Here is a 21,348-nt window from a genome sequence, read left to right as displayed (position 1 = left end):
GAGTTCCTGGTTGCTTCGTTCCAATTCTTGGGTGTAGTGGGCGAGGGTTTGTTCGGCTTTGATGCGTTTGGTCAGTTCTTGTTGGGTGGAGGTATAGAGTCGGGCGTTATCCAGGGCTATGGAAGCTAACTCGGCAAATCGGCTTAGTAATTCAATCTCCTCATCTTTAAAAACACGTCCCTCTTGCATATACCCCAGACAAAGTACCCCTATCACTTTATTATCCGATTTAAGCGGTATTCCAACCTGGGCATGGAGGATGTGATGTCTAGGGTCTGGTATATGGCCCGGCCAGGTATGGTAATTCTCTACGATTATCAATTGACCGGTTTGCCAAACTTTTCCACTTAGCCCCTCCCCGAATTTTAGTTTGTGACCGATGAAATTAGTAAAAACTCCAATACCTACCTTCAGGGTTATTTCAGTTTCGTTGGGTTCGACAAGGCGAATGTACCCATGGGAGGTGCCCACCAGGGCTCCGGCGCGTACCACAATGGCTTTAAGCAGATCGTTTATTTCCAACCGGTTCATCAAAGCCAGGGCCGTCTCGTGGAGAGCAGTGAGATATTCATTTTGTTGCCGCAGTTTTTCCTCTATACGTTTGCGCTCAACCATCTGCTCTTCCAGTCTCACATTGGTTGTTGAAAGCTCGGCAGTTCGTTCCTTAACCCGTTGCTCTAACGCCTCCTGGGCTTTTCGCAATTCCGCTTCTACCCGCTTACGTTCGATTAATTCTTGTTGAGCCGAGGCATACAACCTGGCATTGTCTAAAGCAATGGAAGCCAACTGGGCAAATCGATTTAATAACTCAATAGCCTCATCTCCGAATTTCCGACCTTCGTCCAAATAAACCAGACCGATGACTCCTATGACTTCCGAGCCCGACTTGAGCGGAACCCCCACCACCGCACGAAGGATGTCAAAGCTTGGGTCCGGCAGTCGATCTGGCCAACTGCAATAATCCTCTACCACAATGGATCGGCCGGTTTGCCAGACTTTTCCAACCATCCCCTCACCAAACTTTACACGTTTACCTATAAATCTACTCCAGGTTCCTACCCCGACCTTTGCTACCATCTCTGTCTTGTTTGGTTCGATCAAATGGATAAATCCATGTTGGGTTCCCATCAATCCTCCGGCCCGAACGATGATGGTTTCAAGCAAATCGGTCAATTCAAGGCGGTTCATGAGGGCCAGGGCGGTTTCATGCAAGGCAGTCAGGTACTCATTCTGCTGACGCAATTTCTCTTCTACCCGCTTGCGCTCGGTTTCCAATGCTTTCAGCTCATCGATCTGTTGACGTGCTGCTATCAGTTCTTTTATAAGCTGCTCTTTTGTCTTCTCTTCATCCCTCACACATTCTCTCCTTAGACCAAATCTACATAGAAAGGTTACATAACCTGCAGGGCGACTCTCGGGTGATTACCTTTAACAGGTAAGGGGAGGGCTGCTCCTACAGCTTATGTGATGTTTCAACGTAGAAGTAATATTACGAGGGTCTTCCTCCTCAAAGAAAGAAGATAAAAGTGTACCAAAGTGAGACATTAAGATTTCCAAAACGGAATTCTCGGTAAGGGCAAGATTAAAATTCATTTTTTCCGGCAATCCTTGTCGATAAACCGCAGATAGGGACTCCCTGCTTACTTTTTATCTTAACAAGGAAGACATTTCGCAATTGCCATGCCAGGTTTCAAAGAATAGTAGCTCTTTCTTTATAGCCCCAAAATTGCTTGAGTAGGTTAGTACTTTACAAAGTACTAATTTTGATCATGGTTCCTGTCCGTGCAAACCCGTTGATATTAATTCCGACTTAAGTCGAAGTCGGGTTAATGGTTTCCTCCGGATTCTCTCTGTAAAAATCTCAACATAAAAGAGGAGATATAAGCTTGATACCTGAAAATGATAAAACTCAGCAGAGGTGGTAAAAAACATAAAAGAAAAAAGAACAGAGCCATCGTAGACAGGTCAATAGGTAGATAATCCTTTGCCATGCGGCTAAAATCCATCCAGTCGCCTCCTCCTTTGGCTTCTGCATATTCAGTACGATAGTCTGGGTCGGTCCATAGCCGGTAAGAAAATCGAATATCATAAAATACCGTAAAAAAACCGGTGAAAGCGTAGAGTGGGCGCTCGACAGGAGTCATACAAGCAAAGCCACTTAGGGCCCGATACAAAAAAATCCCTGCAAAGATAAGTTCCGTGCCATGTCCCATGAACAATATGAGAATTTCATGGAAGGAGGTAAACAGAGAGAATGTATAGAAAAGCAGAGATGTAAGAAGGAAGGTTAAGGTAAGAAGATTCTTTCGATAAAAATAAAGCAGATAACCCAGCAAAGCATAAATGACAAAAAGAATCCAGGTCACAGGTTTCTCCTGGAGTTGGATGGCAACTCCGCCTCCATAATTGAAATCAAACGCAGGGATACTGGGATAACCAAAAAGCCAGGCTGCCAGGGCATGACCCAATTCATGAACAAGAATAATAAAATGACTCAAAACAAAGGTTGGGAAGGGAAAAAAAAGGATAATTCCGGCAAAAATCAAACCTATCCCTAAAGCCTTCCAACCTTCTTCTTCAATCCTTTGAGGTTCGAACTCTTTTTGAGCTTCCTTTTTTGGTAGGTACACCGGTTGTCGGGAGGGATCCTGGACCTTTGAGGATGTTTTAAATTTGGTAAAGATGACCCCGCACCTCAGGCACTCTGTGTATTGGTCCGATTGTTCAAACCGACATTTTGGGCAGATCATTTTTTTCCTTCCTCTTTAAATCAACTGTAGGGGCGGAGGCCCTCCGCCCGTACAAGGAATGGATAGATCCGGATAAGAAGCAGGAATTGGAAATTAGGGATTAGGAATTAGAAGCCTAGTTCCCAATTCCCAATCCCCAATTCTCAATAGAGGACCCGGTTTTGTCAGGGAAAAGGTAATTTAACAGAACATCCTTCTTTTGCCGAGAGGTCTGCTGCCAGACAAATTTCGTGGGTCATTACTGCATCGTTCACATCGGGCTGGGGAGTTTGGTCCTTCAAGATACAGTCTATAATATGGTTTACCTCATCCTGGAAGGGGTGATGGGTCACATCGCCACTGGAAGGGATGTTTGTGGGGATCAAGGCAAAATCGGTCTGCCCGGGAAAGAGGGTTTCGGAGAAGAGTTTGTTATCCAGGATAGAGCCTCGGGAGCCGAAGAGCTTTATGGGTAGCATGTAGGGCATACGCACTTCCCGGGAGCAACCTACTTTTCCGATTACCCCATTTTTAAATTTCATGATAGTTACAATGGTAGGCGGATATTCATAATTTTTATCATAACCTCCTGCATATGCCGTTACTTCTATGGCTTCTGAACCGACGAGATATCTCAATGTATCCACTGCGTGGCAACCCGCCCCCAGGAGAGCACTTCCACCGGTGGCAATTTTACGGGACCATTCGTAGGAACGGTAATGCTCGCGTCGACCGTGTAAATAATCAACCTCGGCATAAAAGAGGACTCCGATAGCATCTTTAGCCACAAGAGACCTGAGGAGGTTTATCATGGGATTCCAACGAAGAACAAAACTGACAACCGTTTTAATCCTGGCTTGATTAACGGCAGATTGAAGAGCTCGAAGGTCTTTGAGATTTAGTGCAATAGCCTTTTCTATGATCAGATGTTTCCCGGCTTCGGCAGCTTGAATTCCCTGTTCGGCATGGAGAAAATCCGGAGTGCAGATGACAACCAGATCCAGGTCTTCTTGCTTAAGCATTTCAGGGTAATGGGTGTAAATCTGGCCGGTTAAGCCATATTCATTCTGGATTTTCTCCGCTCCTTCCCGGCTTCGACTACAGAGGGCTACCACCTGGCTATGGGGATTTTTCTTGGTCGCTTTAATATATTCCCCGGCAACCCATCCTGTAGCCCCTACAATTCCAATTCCTATTTTTTTATCTTGCATACACAAAGATAGATCTGTCACAAAACCCACCCCAAGGCCGGCAGAGATAGGAAAACGCAGGAGTACAGAGATGAAAATCAGCTTCCTTTCTTCTCCTAAACTTCCCAGGATACCCTCCGGATGTCTTTGTGTCAAATCCAAAAATAGCCTTGACAACCTTTCTTTATTCCCGCTAGGGTAAAAGTATATAAGAGTCTTATAATTCATAAAAGGAAATTGTTTCAATTAAAATTTTTAAATCTTGAGGAGTTTTATGAATCGAGAATATGGTGATGAAACAAATTCTATGCTTCAGTCTAATTCATGGCTTACCCGCCGTGAATTTATCCGTACCTCTACCTATGTGGCTGGTTCTTTAACGGGGATAGCCTCGGGATGGTCCTGGCTGGTGGAAGGCAAAGCTCCGGCCTTTGCCCAGAAACGGACCTTAACCGCCCTTGCTTTAAGTCTTTTCGTTCCATCGGGTGATGAAAGGTTTCGACAGATTATGGAAGAGTTTGGTAAACAGGCTGGCTGTGATACCCGCTTTGACACCATCCAGGTTACCCAACTTCCTGTTAAACTTGCTTCGGAGGCGAATATCCAAAGTGGACACGATTTGGTGAATATGTGGGACACTTACGGTTACCTTCACGAAGCGAATCTGGAGCCTTTAGATGATATTCTAGAAGAGGTGGATAAAAATTATTCTACCCGGGCTAATCCACGACAGGTTTTCCATATAGGAGGTCAATGGAAACTTGCACCCTGGTATTGGGTCGCTTTTGTGGGTACAGGCAATAAAAAGCATTGGGAAGAGGCCGGGCTTGCTCTTCCCAAGACCTGGGAAGAACTCTATGAAGCGGGTAAAAAACTCAAAGAACATGGGCATCCTATTGGTCTTCCGATCAGCCATTGTACCGACGCGAATGCCACCTGGAATGTGGTTCTTTGGTGTTATGGGGCTAAAGTTTTTGAAGCCGATAGTAAAACCATTGCCCTGAACTCTCCCCATACCGAGGAAGCCCTGGATTATGCCCGGCGTCTCTATTTAGATTGCATGAGTAATGAAGTTCTTTCCTGGGACGATGCGGGAAACAATCGATTTTTTCTCTCTGGAAAGGGATCCTGGATTTTAAATCCGGTGAGTGTTTACTGGGCTGCCAGGGATAAGAATATGCCCATTGCGGAGAGTATTGTTCATCATCCTTCGCTTTCAGGACCTGGGGGACGACACGGTGCGGGCTTTAACCATGGACTGGCCGTTTGGAAGTTTTCTAAAAATAAGGATCTTGCTAAGGAATTTTTAAAATTCTTTTACAGCGAACCGGTATACACCTCCTGGCTTACGGCAGCCAAAGGATTTTGTATGAGTCCCTTTAAGAAGTTCGAAGACCTTCCTCTCTGGAAAACGGACCCCAACTTGATTTTACTTCCCGAAGAAGGGAATTATACCCATTTCCCGGGCTGGCCTGGAAACCCTACCCGATATGCCGGAGCGGTTGAAAATCAGTATATCATTCCCGATATGGTTGCCCGGGTGGTCGGTGGCGAACCCTATAAAAAGGCCATAAGCTGGGCGGAAGATCAGATTAAGAAGATCCTGGAGGCTTGAACGTCCCGGATGTGGGAGTATGGGGGTGTGGGGGTGTGGAGGTGTGGGAGTTCTATCTTCTACACCTATACCCCCATACTTCCATACTTCCCTCCTTCCATACTCCCACACCCCCACACTAACAGAGTTTCTACTCTTTATTAAACAGAACTTTAACCATGGAGAACTCCGGTGAGTTTTTGATGGTTCCTTTAATTTCATCGGAGGGAATCTTAGCCATTTCGGCTTTTACCGCTTCTAATCTGTTGGATAAGGGAGGGTGTGTGGCAAAGAATTTTTCCAATATATTTGGTTTATCCTTGTGAAGAGCCTGGAGTCTCTCGAAAAACTCACCCATTCCCTCGGGATTGTAGCCTGTTTTGTAAAGGTAATGAACCCCTAACCGGTCTGCTTCTGCCTCATTGCTGCGGCTATAAGCCAGTAATCCGGCGGTACCAAATAATCTGGCAGCCAGGATTTCAAGCTGAGAAGGATTATTTCCCAACAAAATAGAGGCTAGGATAGAAAATCCCAGTTGCCGGGTCATCTGTTCAGTTCCGTGGCGTGCTGCTACATGGCCGATTTCATGGGCTAAAACCCCTGCCAGTTCAGATTCACTATCCACGGTTTCTATTAAACCCCTGTAAACGTAGATATACCCACCCGGCAGGGCAAAAGCGTTGATCTGTTTACCGTTAATAACCTTAAAGTGATAAGGGATGGTGTTTAAATCCGAGTTCTTAGCCAGGGACTGTCCCAGGGAATCAACATAATCGTTTAAAACACGAAGGCGCATGAGCTTAACCTCTTTCTCAACTTCTTTAGAAAATTTTCTTCCCAGATCTATTTCTTGCGAAAGTGGAATCACATTGGGTTGAAATTTATTGATGCCTTTAACGGACATCCCACAAGATGTGGATAAAAGACCTATCGTTAAAACAAAGGGTAAAAGAACTGATTTTTTTAAGTATGCCATAACAGACACAGTCCTTTGTCCTTTATCCTTTGTCCTTTGAGACCCAACCGGGTTACATCTTTATTTAGAATGGACAATGGATAAAGGTCAACAGACTATTTCGGGAAGGATATGGACTTGATTTTGTCCTTAAGAATTTCTACCGTGGGACCGAGTTCCATCTGGATTTTAACTTCCGGTAGGGTTAGGGTCCCCTGAATCACCTCACCATTCTGCTTGGTAAGTTTAATTTGGTCTTGAGAGTTTTCTATAAATTCGATCTTTTGGATCTCTGATTTTGGGACTTCCAGCATTTTACCGTCCAGGGCTATTGTAAATTTTTCGTTGAGTATCTTACCTGAAATAAGGTCCCCGTTCCGTAGAATCAGGTTATCCCGTTGGGGAGGGGGAGGAGTTGCCTGGGCTACCCGTAAAATACTCTCAGGAACCTGAAGCACCCAAAGGTCCCAATTTCCACTTCGTTTAGAGTGAAACAGAATTTGGGTTCCGTTGGGATGCCATCGAGGATGAGCGCTGGGAGAAGTCGAGGTAAGCCGGGTTTGCTGGCTTCCATCGGCATTGGCGATCCAGATGTTGCTTTGATCCAGGCTCTCTTCAGCACCCCAGGCCGTATAAGCAATTTTAGATCCATCTGGTGACCAGTCAGGTTGATACTCATATCCTGCCGTACTGATCAATTTGGTACGATTTTTACCATCCGGATCTATCACATAGATATCCAGATTGTTCCCTTCATCTGAGGCAAAGGCGATATGTTTTCCATCTGGACTCCAGGCGGGAGTTATTTCATTGCTGGGAGTTTGGGTCAGTTGAATTTTATTGGACCCATCGGCGTCCATAATCCAGAGATCAAAATTATCTGCTTCTAAAGGAAGCGCTGCATAAACGATCTTCTTCCCATCGGGAGACCAGGCCGGATCTCGTTCTATTCCTTTATCTTTCGTCAGTCGGGTTTTATTACTGCCATCTCGATCCATGATCCAGATGTCCGGACTTCCTCGCTCTTCCGAAACATAAAGGATTTTTTTCCCATCGGGAGAGAAGACCGGTTGATATTCTTCTGCCGTACTTTTCGTAAGCTGTCTTGGATTGGACCCATCGGCATTCATGATCCAGATATCCCGATCCCTGGCCAATTCATTCTCCTCCTCTTCTTTCTTTTTTTCTTCTTTTTTCTTTTTCTCTTTCTTTTTTTCTTCTTTTTTAGTTTCCTCTTCGTCCTCTTCGTTGAAAGATTTCTTTTTTTCTTTTTCCCCCTTTCGTCGAGTCTGAAAGACAATTTCCTTCCCATCGGGAGACCAGGATCCGTTGGCATCTAAGGAAGGATCCCGGGTTAATTGAATTAGGTGAAGGGCCGCCTCCGTTACCGAGGACTCCGAGCGAACTTTTGTAGAGATCAAAGGGCCCAACAGCAGAGAAGTAATCAGAAGAAGATAGGTAGATAACAGGACGAGGAGAACGGAGAAGAGGGAGCGTTTTCCTGTCTTTATGTTAATACTCCGGCACATAGTCTACTGGTTCCGTATAGCCCATTCGGATGTTATTCAGCACATTTTTGAGCGTGAGGGTGGCCAGTTCTTTCATAAAGGGAATGTTATCCAGGGGCCGATGGTGTTCTTTCAAGGCTATCCAAAGGGCCAGGGCTTTTCGGATTTGTGTTTGATAAGCTTTAGGGTTCTTTTTTGCTAAAAACTCTATGGTCAATTCCAGGCGCTTTGTAATCTGGTTTCGGTCAGGTTCAAGGATTTGGGTGATAAATTCCTGGATAATCTTGAAATCTATAATCCGATTTCTCATGGATCGCTTTTTTTTCTGTACGAAATCATAAGAAGACGGAGTATCGAGCCACCAATCCGAGAAGGGTGGTTTCGAGATAAGCTCATCGGAAGTTGCCAGGAGTTCTTCCAGACTTTGTTTTGCTTCTTCCAGTCCATAGGACGTCAGATCCACACTATACACTTGAGGGGTTAGAATATCCCCTTCGAAAATTTTTCGATAAAAGGAAAACAAAGGAGAAATTTTAGCTTCCTTTTTAAGGGCCGTCCATAAGGCATCCCGGACTAATTGAAGACAATAAGCATATTCTACCTCCATTCCCCCGACCTGCTTTTTTAATTCTTTAGTTATCTTATCGAGGTCTTTAAGGGTGATATTCTGGGCTCCATAGCAATCTTTAATGCCTACCTTCTCATGCAACATGAATTGGGCCAGCTTAGCATGATGGGCATCCTTTTGTCGGGCTATTAACATTACCCGACTCCCTCTTCCATCGATCCAGGACAGCAGGCATTTATAGATGGGAAAAGATTCCGGAAGTGAGGGGGCCTTTGTTACCCCGGCAAATTGGAGTTTGCGAAGGGAGCGTTGGATGAGTTCCTGGCTATCCTGTTGGTGATTGATGAGATTTTCTAAGGTTTCAATAGACTTGCCCGAGCGAATACTTCCCAGTTGTAAAATGGCTGCTTCGGCCAGTTCTTTATGTTGATATTCTGCAAAAATTCCCAGAAGGGGAACAGCCCGTTCATCCCGACTTTTACCGAGTTCTTCGATCATCCTTAATTGGGCTTCTGTGGAAAAGTTAGAGATCTCCTCTAACAGGGTCTCCAGCATTTCTTCCCGCTCCGATAGTTGCAACATTCCTTCTAAAGCTACCTGACCTAATCCTCTAATATCCTGGAAATAAGATATCAATGTGGGGTCCTGCGTGTCGATACCGTAATACTCCATAACCCCCAATAAAATAGACCTTGTAGTATCGCTGATCCCAGAACTTTTGAATAACTCCATGAGGGGTTCCACAACGTCTGGATCTCCATATTGTTCCAATAAAAAGGCTACCGTGGTAACTACATCTGGATTTTGTTGGGTGTCTTTTATGAGTTGTAATAGAGCCGGAATCAAATCAATATTTTCTTCTTCCACTGTATAAAAAAATTCTTCTGTCCAATCCTCAGCTTCTTCCATGGATATCTGGCTGTTTATAAGCTCTTCTATGAAGGCCGCTACTTTCTTATAGCCTCTGATAGGCTGTTCTTTCTTTTTCATTACTGATTTTTTAAGTTCTCTGTAAAGTAAATTGGATTCCATCGAGAAAGTGGATTCTTTCCTCTTACAGATTTTTTAAATGGAATTTAACTATTTTACAGAGCTTTAAGATAAGGTCTCAGAAATTTGCCTGTATAGGACTCGGGAGATTTTGCAATCTCTTCTGGAGTCCCACAGGCTATTAACCTGCCTCCTCTTTCCCCACCTTCCGGACCCAAGTCCAGGATGTAGTCTGCACAGCGAATAACTTCCAGATTATGCTCGATAATGACCACAGAATGCCCTTTGTCCAATAATTTGTCAAAGCAAAGGAGCAATTTAGCAATATCATCCAGATGTAAGCCGGTTGTGGGTTCATCGAAGAGATAAAGCGCAGAACCTTTTTTCCGATTAGCCAGATGCGCAGCCAGCTTGACCCGTTGAGCTTCTCCACCGGACAGGGTGGTAGCCGGTTGGCCTAATCGGATATAACCCAGACCCACATCTTCCAAAACCTGAAGCTTTTCCACTATTTTTTTATAATCTGCAAAGAATGCCAGTGCTTCTGTAACCGTCATCTCTAAAATATCGGCAATGTTTTTTCCCTTGAATTTTATCTTTAAAATTTCGTTTTTATACCTTTTACCACCACAACTTTCACAAGTCAAGAAAAGGTCTGCGAGAAATTGCATTTCTACTTGGATAAATCCCTCCCCTTTACAGACCTCACATCGGCCTCCTGCAACATTAAAGGAAAAATGCCCGGGTTTATATCCGCTCCGTTTGGCACTCAAGGTGTTGGCAAACAGATTACGAATTTCATCGAAGGCTTTAATGTACGTAACAGGATTCGATCGAGGTGTTCGTCCAATAGGGGATTGATCTACCAAAATAACATCTGAGATAAGCTCTTGACCTTTAATCCCATCGTATCCGTTCCCGGGTTTTCGTTCCCCTGTTAATCCCTTATAGAGAATTTCGTGGATGAGTGTACTTTTACCGGACCCGGAAACTCCGGTTACACAGGTCAGCACTTTTAGAGGTATCCGAACCTGAATGTTTTTAAGGTTATGAAGATAGGCATTCTGGATTTCAAGATAGTATCCGTTGGGAGATCTACGACGGGAAATACCGGGCTGTCCGGAATGAAAAGAGATTTCTTTCTCTCCCCGGAGATATTTACCGGTTAAGGAATGGGGGTCCCGGTAGAGTTGCTTTAAACTTCCGGAGAAAACCACTTTTCCCCCATACTCCCCGGCTCCAGGTCCCAGATCTACAATGTGATCGCTGGCATTTATGATATCTTTATCATGCTCCACCACAACAATGGTATTACCTTTATCCCGAAGTGCTTTAAGAATCCGGATCAAACGGTCTGTATCTCTGGGATGAAGCCCGATACTGGGCTCATCCAAAACATACAGGGAGCTGACCAGAGAAGATCCTAAAGAGGTTGCCAGATTAATCCGTTGGGCTTCTCCTCCACTGAGTGTCCGTGAAAGACGATCCAGGGTTAAATAATCCAGTCCCACATCAATCAAATACTGCAAGCGATTTTTAATCTCTTCAACTATTTTATGAGCGATCTGTTCTTCAAAGGGGGTCAGGTGAAGTTGGTCAAAAAACGTTTTGGCTTCCAGGATAGTTTTTCGGGTAATATCATAGATGGTAGCTCCCTGAATCTTGACCCACAAAGCTTTTTCCTTGAGTCTTGAACCCTTACACAGAGAACATTCCCGATACCCCCGGAATCGGCTCAAGAAAACCCGAACATGGACTTTGTATTTTTTCATTTCTAGAAAATCAAAAAAAGGAATAATTCCAATAAATTGGTCGTTCCCCTGGATAATAAGGCGCATTTGATCCTCTGTGAGTTTATAAAGGGGAGTATCAATAGAAAAGCCGTATTTTGGGGCAATTCGCTCTAATCGGGAAATAATCCCACGACAAATAGGGGCAGTCCAGGGAACTATGGCACCTTGTCGAATACTCTTGGTTTTATCCGGAATCACCAGATCCATATCGATCACGATCTTGTTTCCAAAACCCTGACATTCCGGACAGGCTCCATAGGGATTGTTAAAAGAGAACAATCGAGGTTCCGGCTCCTCATAGGTTATCCCACAGGGATAGCATTCAAAGTTCCGACTAAATTTAAAGGATTCCCCTTCAGGATGGGGGGCATTTATCCCTTCTACCGTTTTGACTATCAGTCGTCCCTGTCCTTCCACATAGGCCATTTCCAGAGCCTCCACAAGCCTTTCTCGAATCTCTTCGCTCAACGACATACGATCTATCACGACCCCAATCTCTGATCCCGGGGTCAACCTGGGGGTTTCTTCTTCCAAAGAGAAAATCTCATCGTTTACCAAAATCCGGCGGAAGCCTTTCTTCAGGAGACCTTCCCGGACTACGGCATATTCTTGATCCGACCAGCCTTTGGAGGTCTCTAAAGCCCCTTCCAGTTGAAGGGGAAAAGCTATCATGAAACGGGTTTTCGGGCCCATCTGGAAGATTTTTTCAACAATCGCCTCTACCGATTCCCGCTGTACCAGTTTTCCACACCGATAACAATAGGTTTTACCGATTCGGGCAAAGAGCAGTCTCAGATAATCATAGATCTCTGTGGCGGTGCCTACGGTCGATCTGGAATTTCGGACATGGTTCTTCTGTTCGATGGCAATGGCCGGGGAGATACCGTAAATAGCATCCACATCGGGTTTATCCATTCGTTCGAGAAATTGTCTGGCATAAGCCGAAAGGGATTCTACATATCTTCTCTGTCCTTCGGCATACAAGGTATCAAATGCCAGACTGGATTTTCCGGAACCACTAACCCCGGTAATTACAACCAGCTTGTTTCTTGGAATATCCAGGTCTATATTTTTTAAGTTATGAACCCGGGCCCCTTTAATAGAAATTTGGTTCATTTTAAACGCTTCACTCCCTCTCTTTCCTGCATAGGTTGTCTTTACCTGATGAGGCCTTTCAACTGGCTTCTTGCCGGGTCAAGATATTTATTAGAATCTTATAGATCAGGAACCCGACTAAGAAGATCCCCGGGATAATAAACGCAGCGAATAAGGGCTTTTCCCTCAGAAAAGTTATGACCTCCTCTCCATACAAGACGGTCATAACCCCTTCAAAATAGAACCGACAGCTTCGAGATACGAAGACTGCTAAAAGAAATCTATGATAAAGTAACTGAAAAGCCCCCACGGCGAAAATAAAAGCCTTGTAAGGAAAGGGTGGAGGGATGATCCCGGCCAATAAAATGGATAGTATGTCATATTTATGAAGAAGATACTGAATTCTTTCCATGCCTCCCCTGGAGAGCTTTTTATGGAGTAAGGCCTGTCCACCCTTTTTGCCGAGAAAATATAGCATACTGGTTCCCAGCAAAGATCCAGCCACTGCAGACAGGGCGTAAAAAGCCATTAAATGGGGCTTAGAAAGGGATAAGACAATTACCAGGGTATCAATAACTTGAGGCATAGGAACGAAGGTGGAATCTAAAAAAGAAAGAAGCAATAATCCCCAAATCCCATAAGGAATGAAGAGTTGTTTGATAAGAAAAATAATTTCGTGCATGGCAACTCTGCTAAATGACGGAGTGGAAGAGGAACCCCCATCATTTAATTACATATTCCGTGGAATTTGAGGAATAGTCAAGGAAATATTGAAAAGATCTGTGGGACGAAAGGAGAGGCCTTGTAAAGGAAAGAATTTCTTAGGGATAGGTTCTTCTTAAAACTGCTTTAATTCGATATAAGAGCTCCTCCACTAATACAGGCTTGAAGATATAATCGTCTGCTCCCAATTCAAAGGCTCTTAATCTCTCTTCCGGCGCCGTTTTTTGAGAAAGGACTATCACCGGAATAAAGGCAGTCGTCGGGTCCTGGCGTAATGTTTTGATAAGCTCTAATCCGTCCATCTCGGGCATGGGGATATCTGTAAGGATAAGATGAGGTTTATTCTGTGCGATGATTTCCAGGGCTTCTTTTCCATTGGAAGCTGCAGTGGCTATAAATTGATTTTTGACCAGGAAAGAAGCCAATCCTCGCGCCAATACTTCATTATCATCGACCAAAAGGATTTTAAATCCTTTAAAGTCCTTCCGGATATCTTTAATTGAAGGCTCAACCGTTTTTTCTAAACCTTTAATTGGGGCGTTCCGTTCTGGGGTTATGGCTTCTTTTAACTTAGATTCACAATAGGGGCAGATTTTCCAGTCTGGTTCCATCACTTTTTGACAGGAAGGGCATTTTAATTCGGTTAAAGATCTGGACTCTTCGGAAAATAAGACCACCCGTTCTAACTCTTCCAAGGTCGTAATACCTTGTTTGAGCTTTTCCAGGGCATTTTCGATTAAGGATTTCATGCCTCCTTTGAGGGCTGCTTCCCGGATCTTTCGCTCAGGAGCTCTCTGACTGATCAATTCCCGGATCTCTCCATTTATCATCAAAATTTCATGAACCCCCTTTCTTCCCCGATATCCAGTTTGCTGACAATATTCGCATCCCTTACCTCGATAGAAGGGAATTTCTTTATCCAACCTGGGTCTGATCTTCCTGAGCCTTTCCAGGTCCGGCTGATATTTTTCTCGACACCGATCACATAGGATTCGGATTAAACGTTGGGAGATGATCCCACTCAAGGAAGAAGCGATTAAATAGGGTGCTACTCCCAGGTCCAGGAGTCGGACAATGGTAGAGACTGCATCATTGGTATGCAGGGTGCTTAGGACCAGGTGTCCGGTCATAGAGGCTCCCATGGCAATCTCCGCCGTCTCTCTATCTCGAATCTCTCCTACAAGAATCACGTTAGGATCCTGTCTGAGGATGGATCTCAAGGCTTTAGCAAAGGTTAATCCGGCTTTTTCATTGATCTGAACCTGGTTAACCCTATTCATTTCATATTCTATGGGATCTTCCAGGGTAACGATATTAATCTTTTTACGAGAAATTTCACTAATCAAGGCATAAAGGGTTGTGGTTTTACCACTACCTGTGGGGCCACACACTAAAATCATCCCCTGGGGAAGGTTAATAAGTTCTTTTACTCTCTCCAGATCTTCGGATGAGAACCCCAACTCTGTAATAGATAAGGCGCTTTTACTTTTATCCAGGATACGGATGACCACTTTCTCTCCATACTGTACCGGAAGGGTAGAAACTCTCAGGTCCAGGATCTGATGATCCTTTCTCAGCTTAATTCGACCATCTTGAGGAATTCGCTTTTCGGCAATATCCATGCCGGCCATGAGTTTGATTCGAGAAATCAGAGCGCTTTGTACCCATTTGGGAATTTGTAGAGTTTCATTTAAAATTCCATCGACTCTATGTCTTACCTGGATTAGTTTTTCTTGAGGTTCAATATGAAGATCACTGGCCCTCTCGGAAACACTCTGGAAGATAATAGAATTAACTAATTTGACAATGGGGCCCATTTCACTTTTATTTTTTAATTCCAGGATGTTCTCTTCTTCTACCATCTCGGCCCGGATAAATTCTATTCCTTCAATCTGGGCCACATTTTGAATAATTTGGTTAATTGATTCTCCCGCCGAGTAATGCCGATTAATAGCTTCTTTAATCTCACCGGCGGCCGCTACAACGGGACGAATATTTAATCCGCTGGTAAAGCGAGCCATATCTATGGCTTCTATGTCCCGGGGATTCTTCATAGCTAGAATCAATTCCCTATTTTCAATACGAACAGGTAAAATTTGATACTCCCTGGCAAGCTTTAAAGGAATTAATTCAATGGCCATGGGTTCGATAACGGTCGAGGCTAAATCCAGGTAAGGAACATTGTTTTGATAAGAAAGGGCTTTGGCTATATCTTGCTCACTGACAAAATTCAGGCGTACCAGAGTTTCTCCTATAAGTTCCCTGGGATTTTTTTTGTTTTCTTCCAGGGCAATCTGTAACTTTTCCTCATCTATCAGGCCAACTTTAATAAAAATCCTTCCGATTTTTTCTTTTGCTGCACCGGGTTCTTGCATCGATAATCACCTGTTTATCTTCATTCTGATGGATTTTATAAAATTCATCTCCATGAAATTTTCAGACTCTCTCTTTTATAAGGTTGATCAGGGAAAATATAACTATTAAGGTAGGAGAGCCATTTATTTTTCGGTTTTATCTGGATTTTCAGGCAGTAGGCATCGTTTTTCTTCCAGGAACCTGGTAAATACCTCGGCAGGTACAGGTTGACTAAAGATAAAACCCTGGATTTCGTCGCAATGATGAAGCCGCAAGAAAGATAGCTGCTCTTCGGTTTCTACCCCCTCGGCAATTACCTTCAGATTCAGATTGTGGGCCATATTGATAATCAGCATAGCAATGACGGCGTCATCGGGGTTTACGGTAATATTCAAGACAAAGGATCGATCTATTTTCAACCTATCTATAGGAAATCGTTTCAAATAACTTAACGAAGAGTATCCTGTCCCAAAATCATCCATCGATAGCCGCACTCCCATTTTCTTTAGTTCTCGCAGGGTGATAATGGCTACCTCAGCATTTTCCATGGCGGTTCCTTCTGTTAATTCCAAATCCAGATAGTGAGGATCCAGTTGAGTTTCCTTTAATATTCGGTCAATAAGCTGGATTAAATTTTGTTGTTTGAACAGCCGGGACGAGAGGTTAACCGATACACACAGGGGGGGGAAACCTGCTTGTTGCCAGGCTTTATTTTGAGCACATGCCGTACGCAGGACCCATTCCCCCAGTTGGACGATTAAGCCGGTATCTTCGGCCAGAGGAATAAACTTCATGGGAGGGATCAATCCCAAATCCGGATGCTGCCAACGCAGCAGAACCTCCATCCCAACAATCTGTCCGGTATGAAGACTTATCTGGGGCTGGTAATAGACTATAAATTCCTCCTGTTCCAATGCACGGCGAAGCCCACTTTCCAATATCACCCTTTCAAAGGCCCTGGCGTTCATGGTCGAGGTATAGAACTGGTAGATATTACGACCCTGGGCCTTAGCACGGTTTAAAGCGGTATCTGCATTTTTCAACAAGGTCTGTACATTATCCCCATCACCGGGATAAAGGGTAATTCCGATACTGGAAGATATAAAAAGCTCGTGGTTATCGAGACGAAAGGGAGTCTTGAAAATTTCGAGGATCCTTTCGGCCATCTTGGCAACATCTTCTACCTGATCGACTTTCGGTAACAACACCAAAAACTCATCGCCTCCCAGACGGGCTACCGTATCCCCTTCCCGGAGGCAAGCGGTCAAACGTCGCGCAACATCTTGTAAGAGTTTATCTCCTATGGAGTGTCCCAACGTATCGTTGATGATTTTAAAGCGATCCAGATCCAGGAACATAACCGCCAGCTTGTGCTGATTGCGGTGTGCCTGGGCCATAGCCAAAGCAATACGGTCGTTGAATAAAGTACGATTGGGTAAGTTCGTGAGGGCATCATGATACGCCAGATATCGAATGGTTTCCTCGGCCTGTTTTCGCTCGGTAATGTCCGTATGGGTAACCACGACACCGCCATGTTTACCTGCCAGTCGGGTCACCCGCATTAAAAACCAGAGTTCTTTCCCGGAGGAGTGAAAAGAGTATTCCAGGGTAAATTGAGTTTGAGAGCCGTTCAATACAGCCTGGGTACCAACCAGTGCCTTCCGGGCTCCCTCTATACCGGCCTCGGCTGCCTGCCTGCAAACTTTTAGGTAATTTATACCGACTCCGGCACAGGAAGGGAAATTATTCCCATTTTTAAAGGCAAAATGTTCCCAGGTTTTGTTAACGGCTATAATATTTCCTTCTTTGTCTAAAACGGCAATAAGGGAGGTTAATGAGTTCAATATGAGCGAGTTAAGTTCTTCACCTTCCCGTAAAGCTTCCTCTTTTTTCTGTAACTCCATCACGTAACGAATCGACTTGTAGAGAAGGTCAGATGATAATTTTGACTTAATAAGATAATCTGTAGCTCCGGCTTTCATGGCCTCTACGGCAACTTCCTCATCCCCCTGTCCGGTTAGAAAAATAACCGGAGTCGTAATTCCCCTGGCCCGTACCGAGCGTAGGAGATCCAGGCCATTGACATGACCTAACCTGTAGTCAAACAAACAGATATCGTACCGGGTCTTATCCAGGCAGGCCATAGCTTCTAGAAAAGAGGAGGCTAAATCCATACTTACCTTCCTCCCATTCATTTCTGAATGGATAAAACTTTTAATCAGAATTACATCATCTTCATCATCTTCTACCAGCAAGATTTTTAGCTCTTGTTCCTTCATGAACCCTCCTGACTGAGATTGAGTCTTTCCATCCTTGCCAACCGATAGGCATCGGATCTTTTAGGGGTTTAATACTTTATCTAATCCGGGTAAAGGTAAACGTCGTTCTTCTTGCAACAATTTTATAAACGCTTCGGCAGATACTGGTTGGCTGAACAGATAGCCCTGGAACAGATCGCAGTGATGGGAACGTAAAAATTCCAGTTGTTCTTTAGTTTCGACTCCCTCGGCAACGACCTTGAGCCCCAGATTATGGGCCATATTGATTATCAATAGGGCAATGGCGGCATCGTCTGGATCTGTTGTGATATCCAATACAAACGACCGATCGATTTTTAAGGTATCTATGGGAAATCGTTTCAAATAACTTAACGAAGAGTACCCGGTACCAAAATCATCAACCGATAAGTGTACCCCCATCTCTTTCAATTGGTAAAGGGTTTTTATGGTTACTTCTGCATTCTCCATGATGGTTCCTTCGGTCAGTTCCAGTTCTAAATAGTTCGGATCGAGTTGGGTTTCTTTAAGTATCCGGGCAATCGTTTCTACCAGATTAGGTTGCTTAAACAAACGGGCAGAAATATTAACAGCCATACACAAGGCTGGAAGACCGGATTTTTGCCAGGCTTTGTTTTGGGCACAGGCCTTACGTAAGACCCAGAGTCCTAAAGGTACAATCAATCCGGTTTCTTCTGCCAGGGGGATAAACTGCATAGGAGGGATCATTCCCAGGTCTGGATGTTGCCATCTTACCAGCGCTTCCACTCCAACGATCTTCCCGGTACTCAGGCTCACCTGAGGCTGGTAATAAATGACAAATTCTTCCCGCTCTAAAGCCCGGCGTAAACTGTGTTCTAATTTCAGTCGTTCAAGGGCCGTGTCATTCATGGAGGGGGTATAGAATTGATAGGTATCACGCCCCTGTTCTTTGGCCCGATATAGGGTTGTATCTGCATTTTTCATCAGGGTCTGAATATCTTCTCCATCATTGGGGTAAAGAGTAATCCCGATACTGGCAGTGAGATAGAGTTCGTGGCCCTCGAGGTAAAAGGGGTATTTGAAAACTTCGAGGAGTTTTTGAGCAATCTTGGCTACATCTTCTACTTGGGTGATTCCTGGCAACAACAGCATGAATCGATCGCCACCCAGGCGGGCCAGGGTGTCCTCTCCACGCAGGTGGCTTCTCAACCGTTTTGCAACACCTTGCAGGAGGCGGTCTCCCACGGCATAACCCAGGGTATCGTTAATGGTTTTAAAACGATCCAGATCAAGAAACATAATTGCCAGTTTTTGTTGATTGCGGTGGGCATGGGCTATGGCCAGGGTGAGGCGATCGTTGAATAACATGCGATTAGGCAAACCCGTAAGGGCATCATAATAAGCCAGGTACCGGGCGATTTCTTCGGCTTGCTTACGTTCGGTAATGTCCATCCACGAGCCGACCAGGTCTATGGGCCTGCCTGCAGCATTGTATACAACTCTGATTTTGTCATGGATCCATCGATACGTCCCGTCTTTGTGCTGAAAACGGTATTCATAATCCAGGGAATCATGAGAAAAGATAGTAGCCTGCCGGGCAAGAACGTGGGGTTGATCTTCGGGATGGATGTGATTAATCCACCAGTCTGGATCTGTCAGACATTCGGCAGTTTCATAACCCAGTAAGGCCCGGATATTTTCACTGACAAAGGTAATGGGAAAAGACCCTCTGGAAGAGGCAGGTTCGATCTGCAGGCTATAAATTACCGTTGGGCTGTAGTTAAGGAGGTAGTTAAGTCGGGTGTTGGCTTTCTTTAAAGCTTCCTCCACCTGTTTACGTTGGGTAATATCATTCACCAGGACAAGTCTGGCCGGTCTTCCAGCAAACATTAAAGAGCGTGAAATAGTTTCCACCTCGATGATGGTTCCATCTTTCTTTCGATGTCTCCACAAAGCGATCTGATTATCTCCTAAGCTTTTTAAACGTTCAAGAAGAAGGGGAATATCTTCCAGCGGACGGAGATCTTGGAGGGTCATAGATCGAAATTCTTCCTGGGAATATCCATAATGACGGATCGCGGCTTCATTGACCGCAAGAAAAGAAAGGGTTTCTATATCATAAACCCACATGGGATTGGGATTGCTTTCAAATAAGAGTCGATATCGTTCTTCTGAATCTCGCAAGGCTTCTTCTGCTCGCTTGCGTTCTGTAATGTCGCAGGTTACCTTGGAAAAACCCCGCAGACAACCCCTCTCATCTCGTAGCGCTGTAATAACTGTATTGGCCAGGAATTTGGATCCATCCTTGCGTACCAGCCAGCCTTCCTCTTCGTATCGACCTTTGTCTGTCGCTACCTGGAGGGCATACACCGGTTTACCCTTCCGAACTTCTTCGGAGGGATAAAGGCAAGAGAAATGCTGGCCGATGATTTCCTCGGTTCGGTATCCCTGGATACGTTCGGCCCCTGGATTCCAGCTCACAATATATCCCTTGGGATCCAGCATAAGAATGGCATAATCCTTCACCCCTTCTACCAATGAACGAAAGCGTTCCTCACTTTCTCGTAAAGCAGCTTCGATCCTTTGCTTCTCATCCCGAAGTCGTTTCTGCTCCAGGGCTTGCTTTACGGCCGGTCCCAATCGGGCCAGTCGATCCTTAAGTATATAGTCGGTTGCCCCTTGTTTGATGATGGATACGGCAAGATCTTCACCGATCATACCTGATACAACAATGAAGGGAATATCTAATCCACGCTCTTGGAGAAGTCGAAGGGCTTGTAGCGCATTAAATTGGGGTAGAAAGTAATCTGCAAGAACAAGGTCCGGTCGCAAGTTTAATTGAACCAGATAATCTACCTCAGTTTCCACGCGCTGCCAGTTGGGCTTATACCCGGCCCGGCTCAGTTCATAGATCATCAACTCAGCATCTGCCGGATGATCCTCGAGTACCACAACTTGAAGTGGAAGGGACATGATAATTTTCTCCTTTTATATGATTTTCTGCCTTTTCTCCTGGAACTTCTTTGGGAATAAAGTGCTTTTAAAGTATGGGGGGATGATTCAGCAGCACCCAGTACAATCCTAAAGTACGTACTGCTTCAACAAACTGTTCGAAATCGACCGGTTTGACAATATAGCTGTTAACTCCTAATTGATAGCTTTCAACGATATCCCGTTCCTCCTGGGAAGATGTGAGGATAACCACAGGAATGGTTCGGGTATTGGGATCGGCCTTGATACGCCGTAGGACTTCCAGACCATCGATTAAGGGAAGTTTCAGATCCAGCAAAATCAGGTTGGGGCCGTTTCTGGGATTACGTTGAGCATATCGGTCGGTGCAAAAGAGAAACTCCAGGGCTTCCGCTCCGTCCCGTATCACATAGATTCGGTTGGTCAGGTTGTTTCTCTTGAAGGCATGAAGTGCCAGCCTCACATCGTTGGGATTGTCTTCTATAAGTAATATTTCTACATAGTTTTCAATCATAAAAAGCTCCTTAACTCCCCTTTCTCCTTGTGGGAGAGGGGCTGGGGGTGAGGACAGAGAATAACCCCAATTAACTTTACAAGGTAATACCAAGTTACCTTTCCTA

The 21,348-nt window shown here is 44.7% G+C and carries 13 protein-coding genes; 1 reads left to right on the top strand and 12 read right to left on the bottom strand.

Annotation, left to right across the window (positions count from 1 at the left end):
• The 3 genes from VNM22_11945 to VNM22_11935 all read right to left on the bottom strand — a co-directional run.
• Positions 1 to 1,356: GAF domain-containing protein (locus VNM22_11945; GenBank protein HWP47866.1), on the bottom strand; the 1,356-nt coding region annotated here is incomplete at its 3' end.
• Positions 1,357 to 1,826: 470 nt separating this feature from the next.
• Positions 1,827 to 2,750, bottom strand: a complete 924-nt coding sequence (locus VNM22_11940; protein HWP47865.1) for a hypothetical protein — start codon at positions 2,748 to 2,750, stop codon at positions 1,827 to 1,829.
• A 164-nt stretch (positions 2,751 to 2,914) separates the two neighbouring features.
• Positions 2,915 to 4,075 carry a Gfo/Idh/MocA family oxidoreductase gene (locus tag VNM22_11935; protein ID HWP47864.1) on the bottom strand — a complete coding sequence of 387 codons (1,161 nt, stop codon included), beginning with the start codon at positions 4,073 to 4,075 and terminating at the stop codon, positions 2,915 to 2,917.
• 118 nt (positions 4,076 to 4,193) lie between these two features.
• Here VNM22_11935 and VNM22_11930 point away from each other — a divergent pair, with 118 nt between their 5' ends.
• On the top strand, positions 4,194 to 5,534 hold the full coding sequence (locus VNM22_11930; GenBank protein ID HWP47863.1) for an extracellular solute-binding protein: 1,341 nt from the start codon (positions 4,194 to 4,196) through the stop codon (positions 5,532 to 5,534).
• Between the two features lie 130 nt (positions 5,535 to 5,664).
• Here the strand turns inward: VNM22_11930 and VNM22_11925 are convergent, their stop codons facing one another.
• The 9 genes from VNM22_11925 to VNM22_11885 form a co-directional block, all read right to left on the bottom strand.
• The gene (locus VNM22_11925) at positions 5,665 to 6,489 is read right to left on the bottom strand and encodes a M48 family metallopeptidase (GenBank protein ID HWP47862.1); all 825 of its coding nucleotides are present in this window, start codon (positions 6,487 to 6,489) and stop codon (positions 5,665 to 5,667) included.
• A 95-nt stretch (positions 6,490 to 6,584) separates the two neighbouring features.
• Positions 6,585 to 7,997 (bottom strand): hypothetical protein, encoded by a 1,413-nt coding sequence (locus VNM22_11920; protein HWP47861.1) that lies wholly within the window; start codon positions 7,995 to 7,997, stop codon positions 6,585 to 6,587.
• On the bottom strand, positions 7,981 to 9,534 hold the full coding sequence (locus tag VNM22_11915) for a HEAT repeat domain-containing protein (protein ID HWP47860.1): 1,554 nt from the start codon (positions 9,532 to 9,534) through the stop codon (positions 7,981 to 7,983). The genes VNM22_11920 and VNM22_11915 overlap by 17 nt, the downstream gene beginning before the upstream one ends.
• Before the next feature lie 95 nt (positions 9,535 to 9,629).
• On the bottom strand, positions 9,630 to 12,443 hold the full coding sequence (gene uvrA, locus VNM22_11910) for an excinuclease ABC subunit UvrA (protein ID HWP47859.1): 2,814 nt from the start codon (positions 12,441 to 12,443) through the stop codon (positions 9,630 to 9,632).
• 58 nt (positions 12,444 to 12,501) lie between these two features.
• A complete protein-coding gene (locus VNM22_11905; GenBank protein ID HWP47858.1) occupies positions 12,502 to 13,104 on the bottom strand; it encodes a VTT domain-containing protein in 603 nt (200 codons plus the stop codon).
• A gap of 139 nt (positions 13,105 to 13,243) precedes the next feature.
• The gene (locus VNM22_11900; GenBank protein ID HWP47857.1) at positions 13,244 to 15,520 is read right to left on the bottom strand and encodes an ATPase, T2SS/T4P/T4SS family; all 2,277 of its coding nucleotides are present in this window, start codon (positions 15,518 to 15,520) and stop codon (positions 13,244 to 13,246) included.
• Between the two features lie 123 nt (positions 15,521 to 15,643).
• Positions 15,644 to 17,779 carry an EAL domain-containing protein gene (locus VNM22_11895; GenBank protein ID HWP47856.1) on the bottom strand — a complete coding sequence of 712 codons (2,136 nt, stop codon included), beginning with the start codon at positions 17,777 to 17,779 and terminating at the stop codon, positions 15,644 to 15,646.
• Between the two features lie 60 nt (positions 17,780 to 17,839).
• Positions 17,840 to 20,731: an EAL domain-containing protein gene (locus VNM22_11890; GenBank protein HWP47855.1), complete on the bottom strand. Its 2,892-nt coding sequence runs from the start codon at positions 20,729 to 20,731 to the stop codon at positions 17,840 to 17,842.
• A gap of 67 nt (positions 20,732 to 20,798) precedes the next feature.
• Positions 20,799 to 21,242 carry a response regulator gene (locus VNM22_11885; GenBank protein ID HWP47854.1) on the bottom strand — a complete coding sequence of 148 codons (444 nt, stop codon included), beginning with the start codon at positions 21,240 to 21,242 and terminating at the stop codon, positions 20,799 to 20,801.
• Positions 21,243 to 21,348 lie beyond the last annotated feature (106 nt).

It is taken from the genome of Candidatus Limnocylindrales bacterium, assembly GCA_035559535.1.
In the GTDB taxonomy this organism is placed as follows: Bacteria; Moduliflexota; Moduliflexia; order Moduliflexales; family JAUQPW01; genus JAUQPW01.
This window is presented reverse-complemented; position numbering and strand designations above follow the sequence as displayed.

Coding starts and splice junctions, on each gene's coding strand:
- VNM22_11915 (HWP47860.1), bottom strand. CDS start 9,534: ATGAAAAAGAAAGAACAGCCTATCAGAGGCTATAAGAAAGTAGCGGCC.
- VNM22_11940 (HWP47865.1), bottom strand. CDS start 2,750: ATGATCTGCCCAAAATGTCGGTTTGAACAATCGGACCAATACACAGAG.
- VNM22_11890 (HWP47855.1), bottom strand. CDS start 20,731: ATGTCCCTTCCACTTCAAGTTGTGGTACTCGAGGATCATCCGGCAGAT.
- VNM22_11895 (HWP47856.1), bottom strand. CDS start 17,779: ATGAAGGAACAAGAGCTAAAAATCTTGCTGGTAGAAGATGATGAAGAT.
- uvrA (HWP47859.1), bottom strand. CDS start 12,443: ATGAACCAAATTTCTATTAAAGGGGCCCGGGTTCATAACTTAAAAAAT.
- VNM22_11930 (HWP47863.1), top strand. CDS start 4,194: ATGAATCGAGAATATGGTGATGAAACAAATTCTATGCTTCAGTCTAAT.
- VNM22_11920 (HWP47861.1), bottom strand. CDS start 7,997: ATGTGCCGGAGTATTAACATAAAGACAGGAAAACGCTCCCTCTTCTCC.
- VNM22_11925 (HWP47862.1), bottom strand. CDS start 6,489: ATGGCATACTTAAAAAAATCAGTTCTTTTACCCTTTGTTTTAACGATA.
- VNM22_11900 (HWP47857.1), bottom strand. CDS start 15,520: ATGCAAGAACCCGGTGCAGCAAAAGAAAAAATCGGAAGGATTTTTATT.
- VNM22_11905 (HWP47858.1), bottom strand. CDS start 13,104: ATGCACGAAATTATTTTTCTTATCAAACAACTCTTCATTCCTTATGGG.
- VNM22_11885 (HWP47854.1), bottom strand. CDS start 21,242: ATGATTGAAAACTATGTAGAAATATTACTTATAGAAGACAATCCCAAC.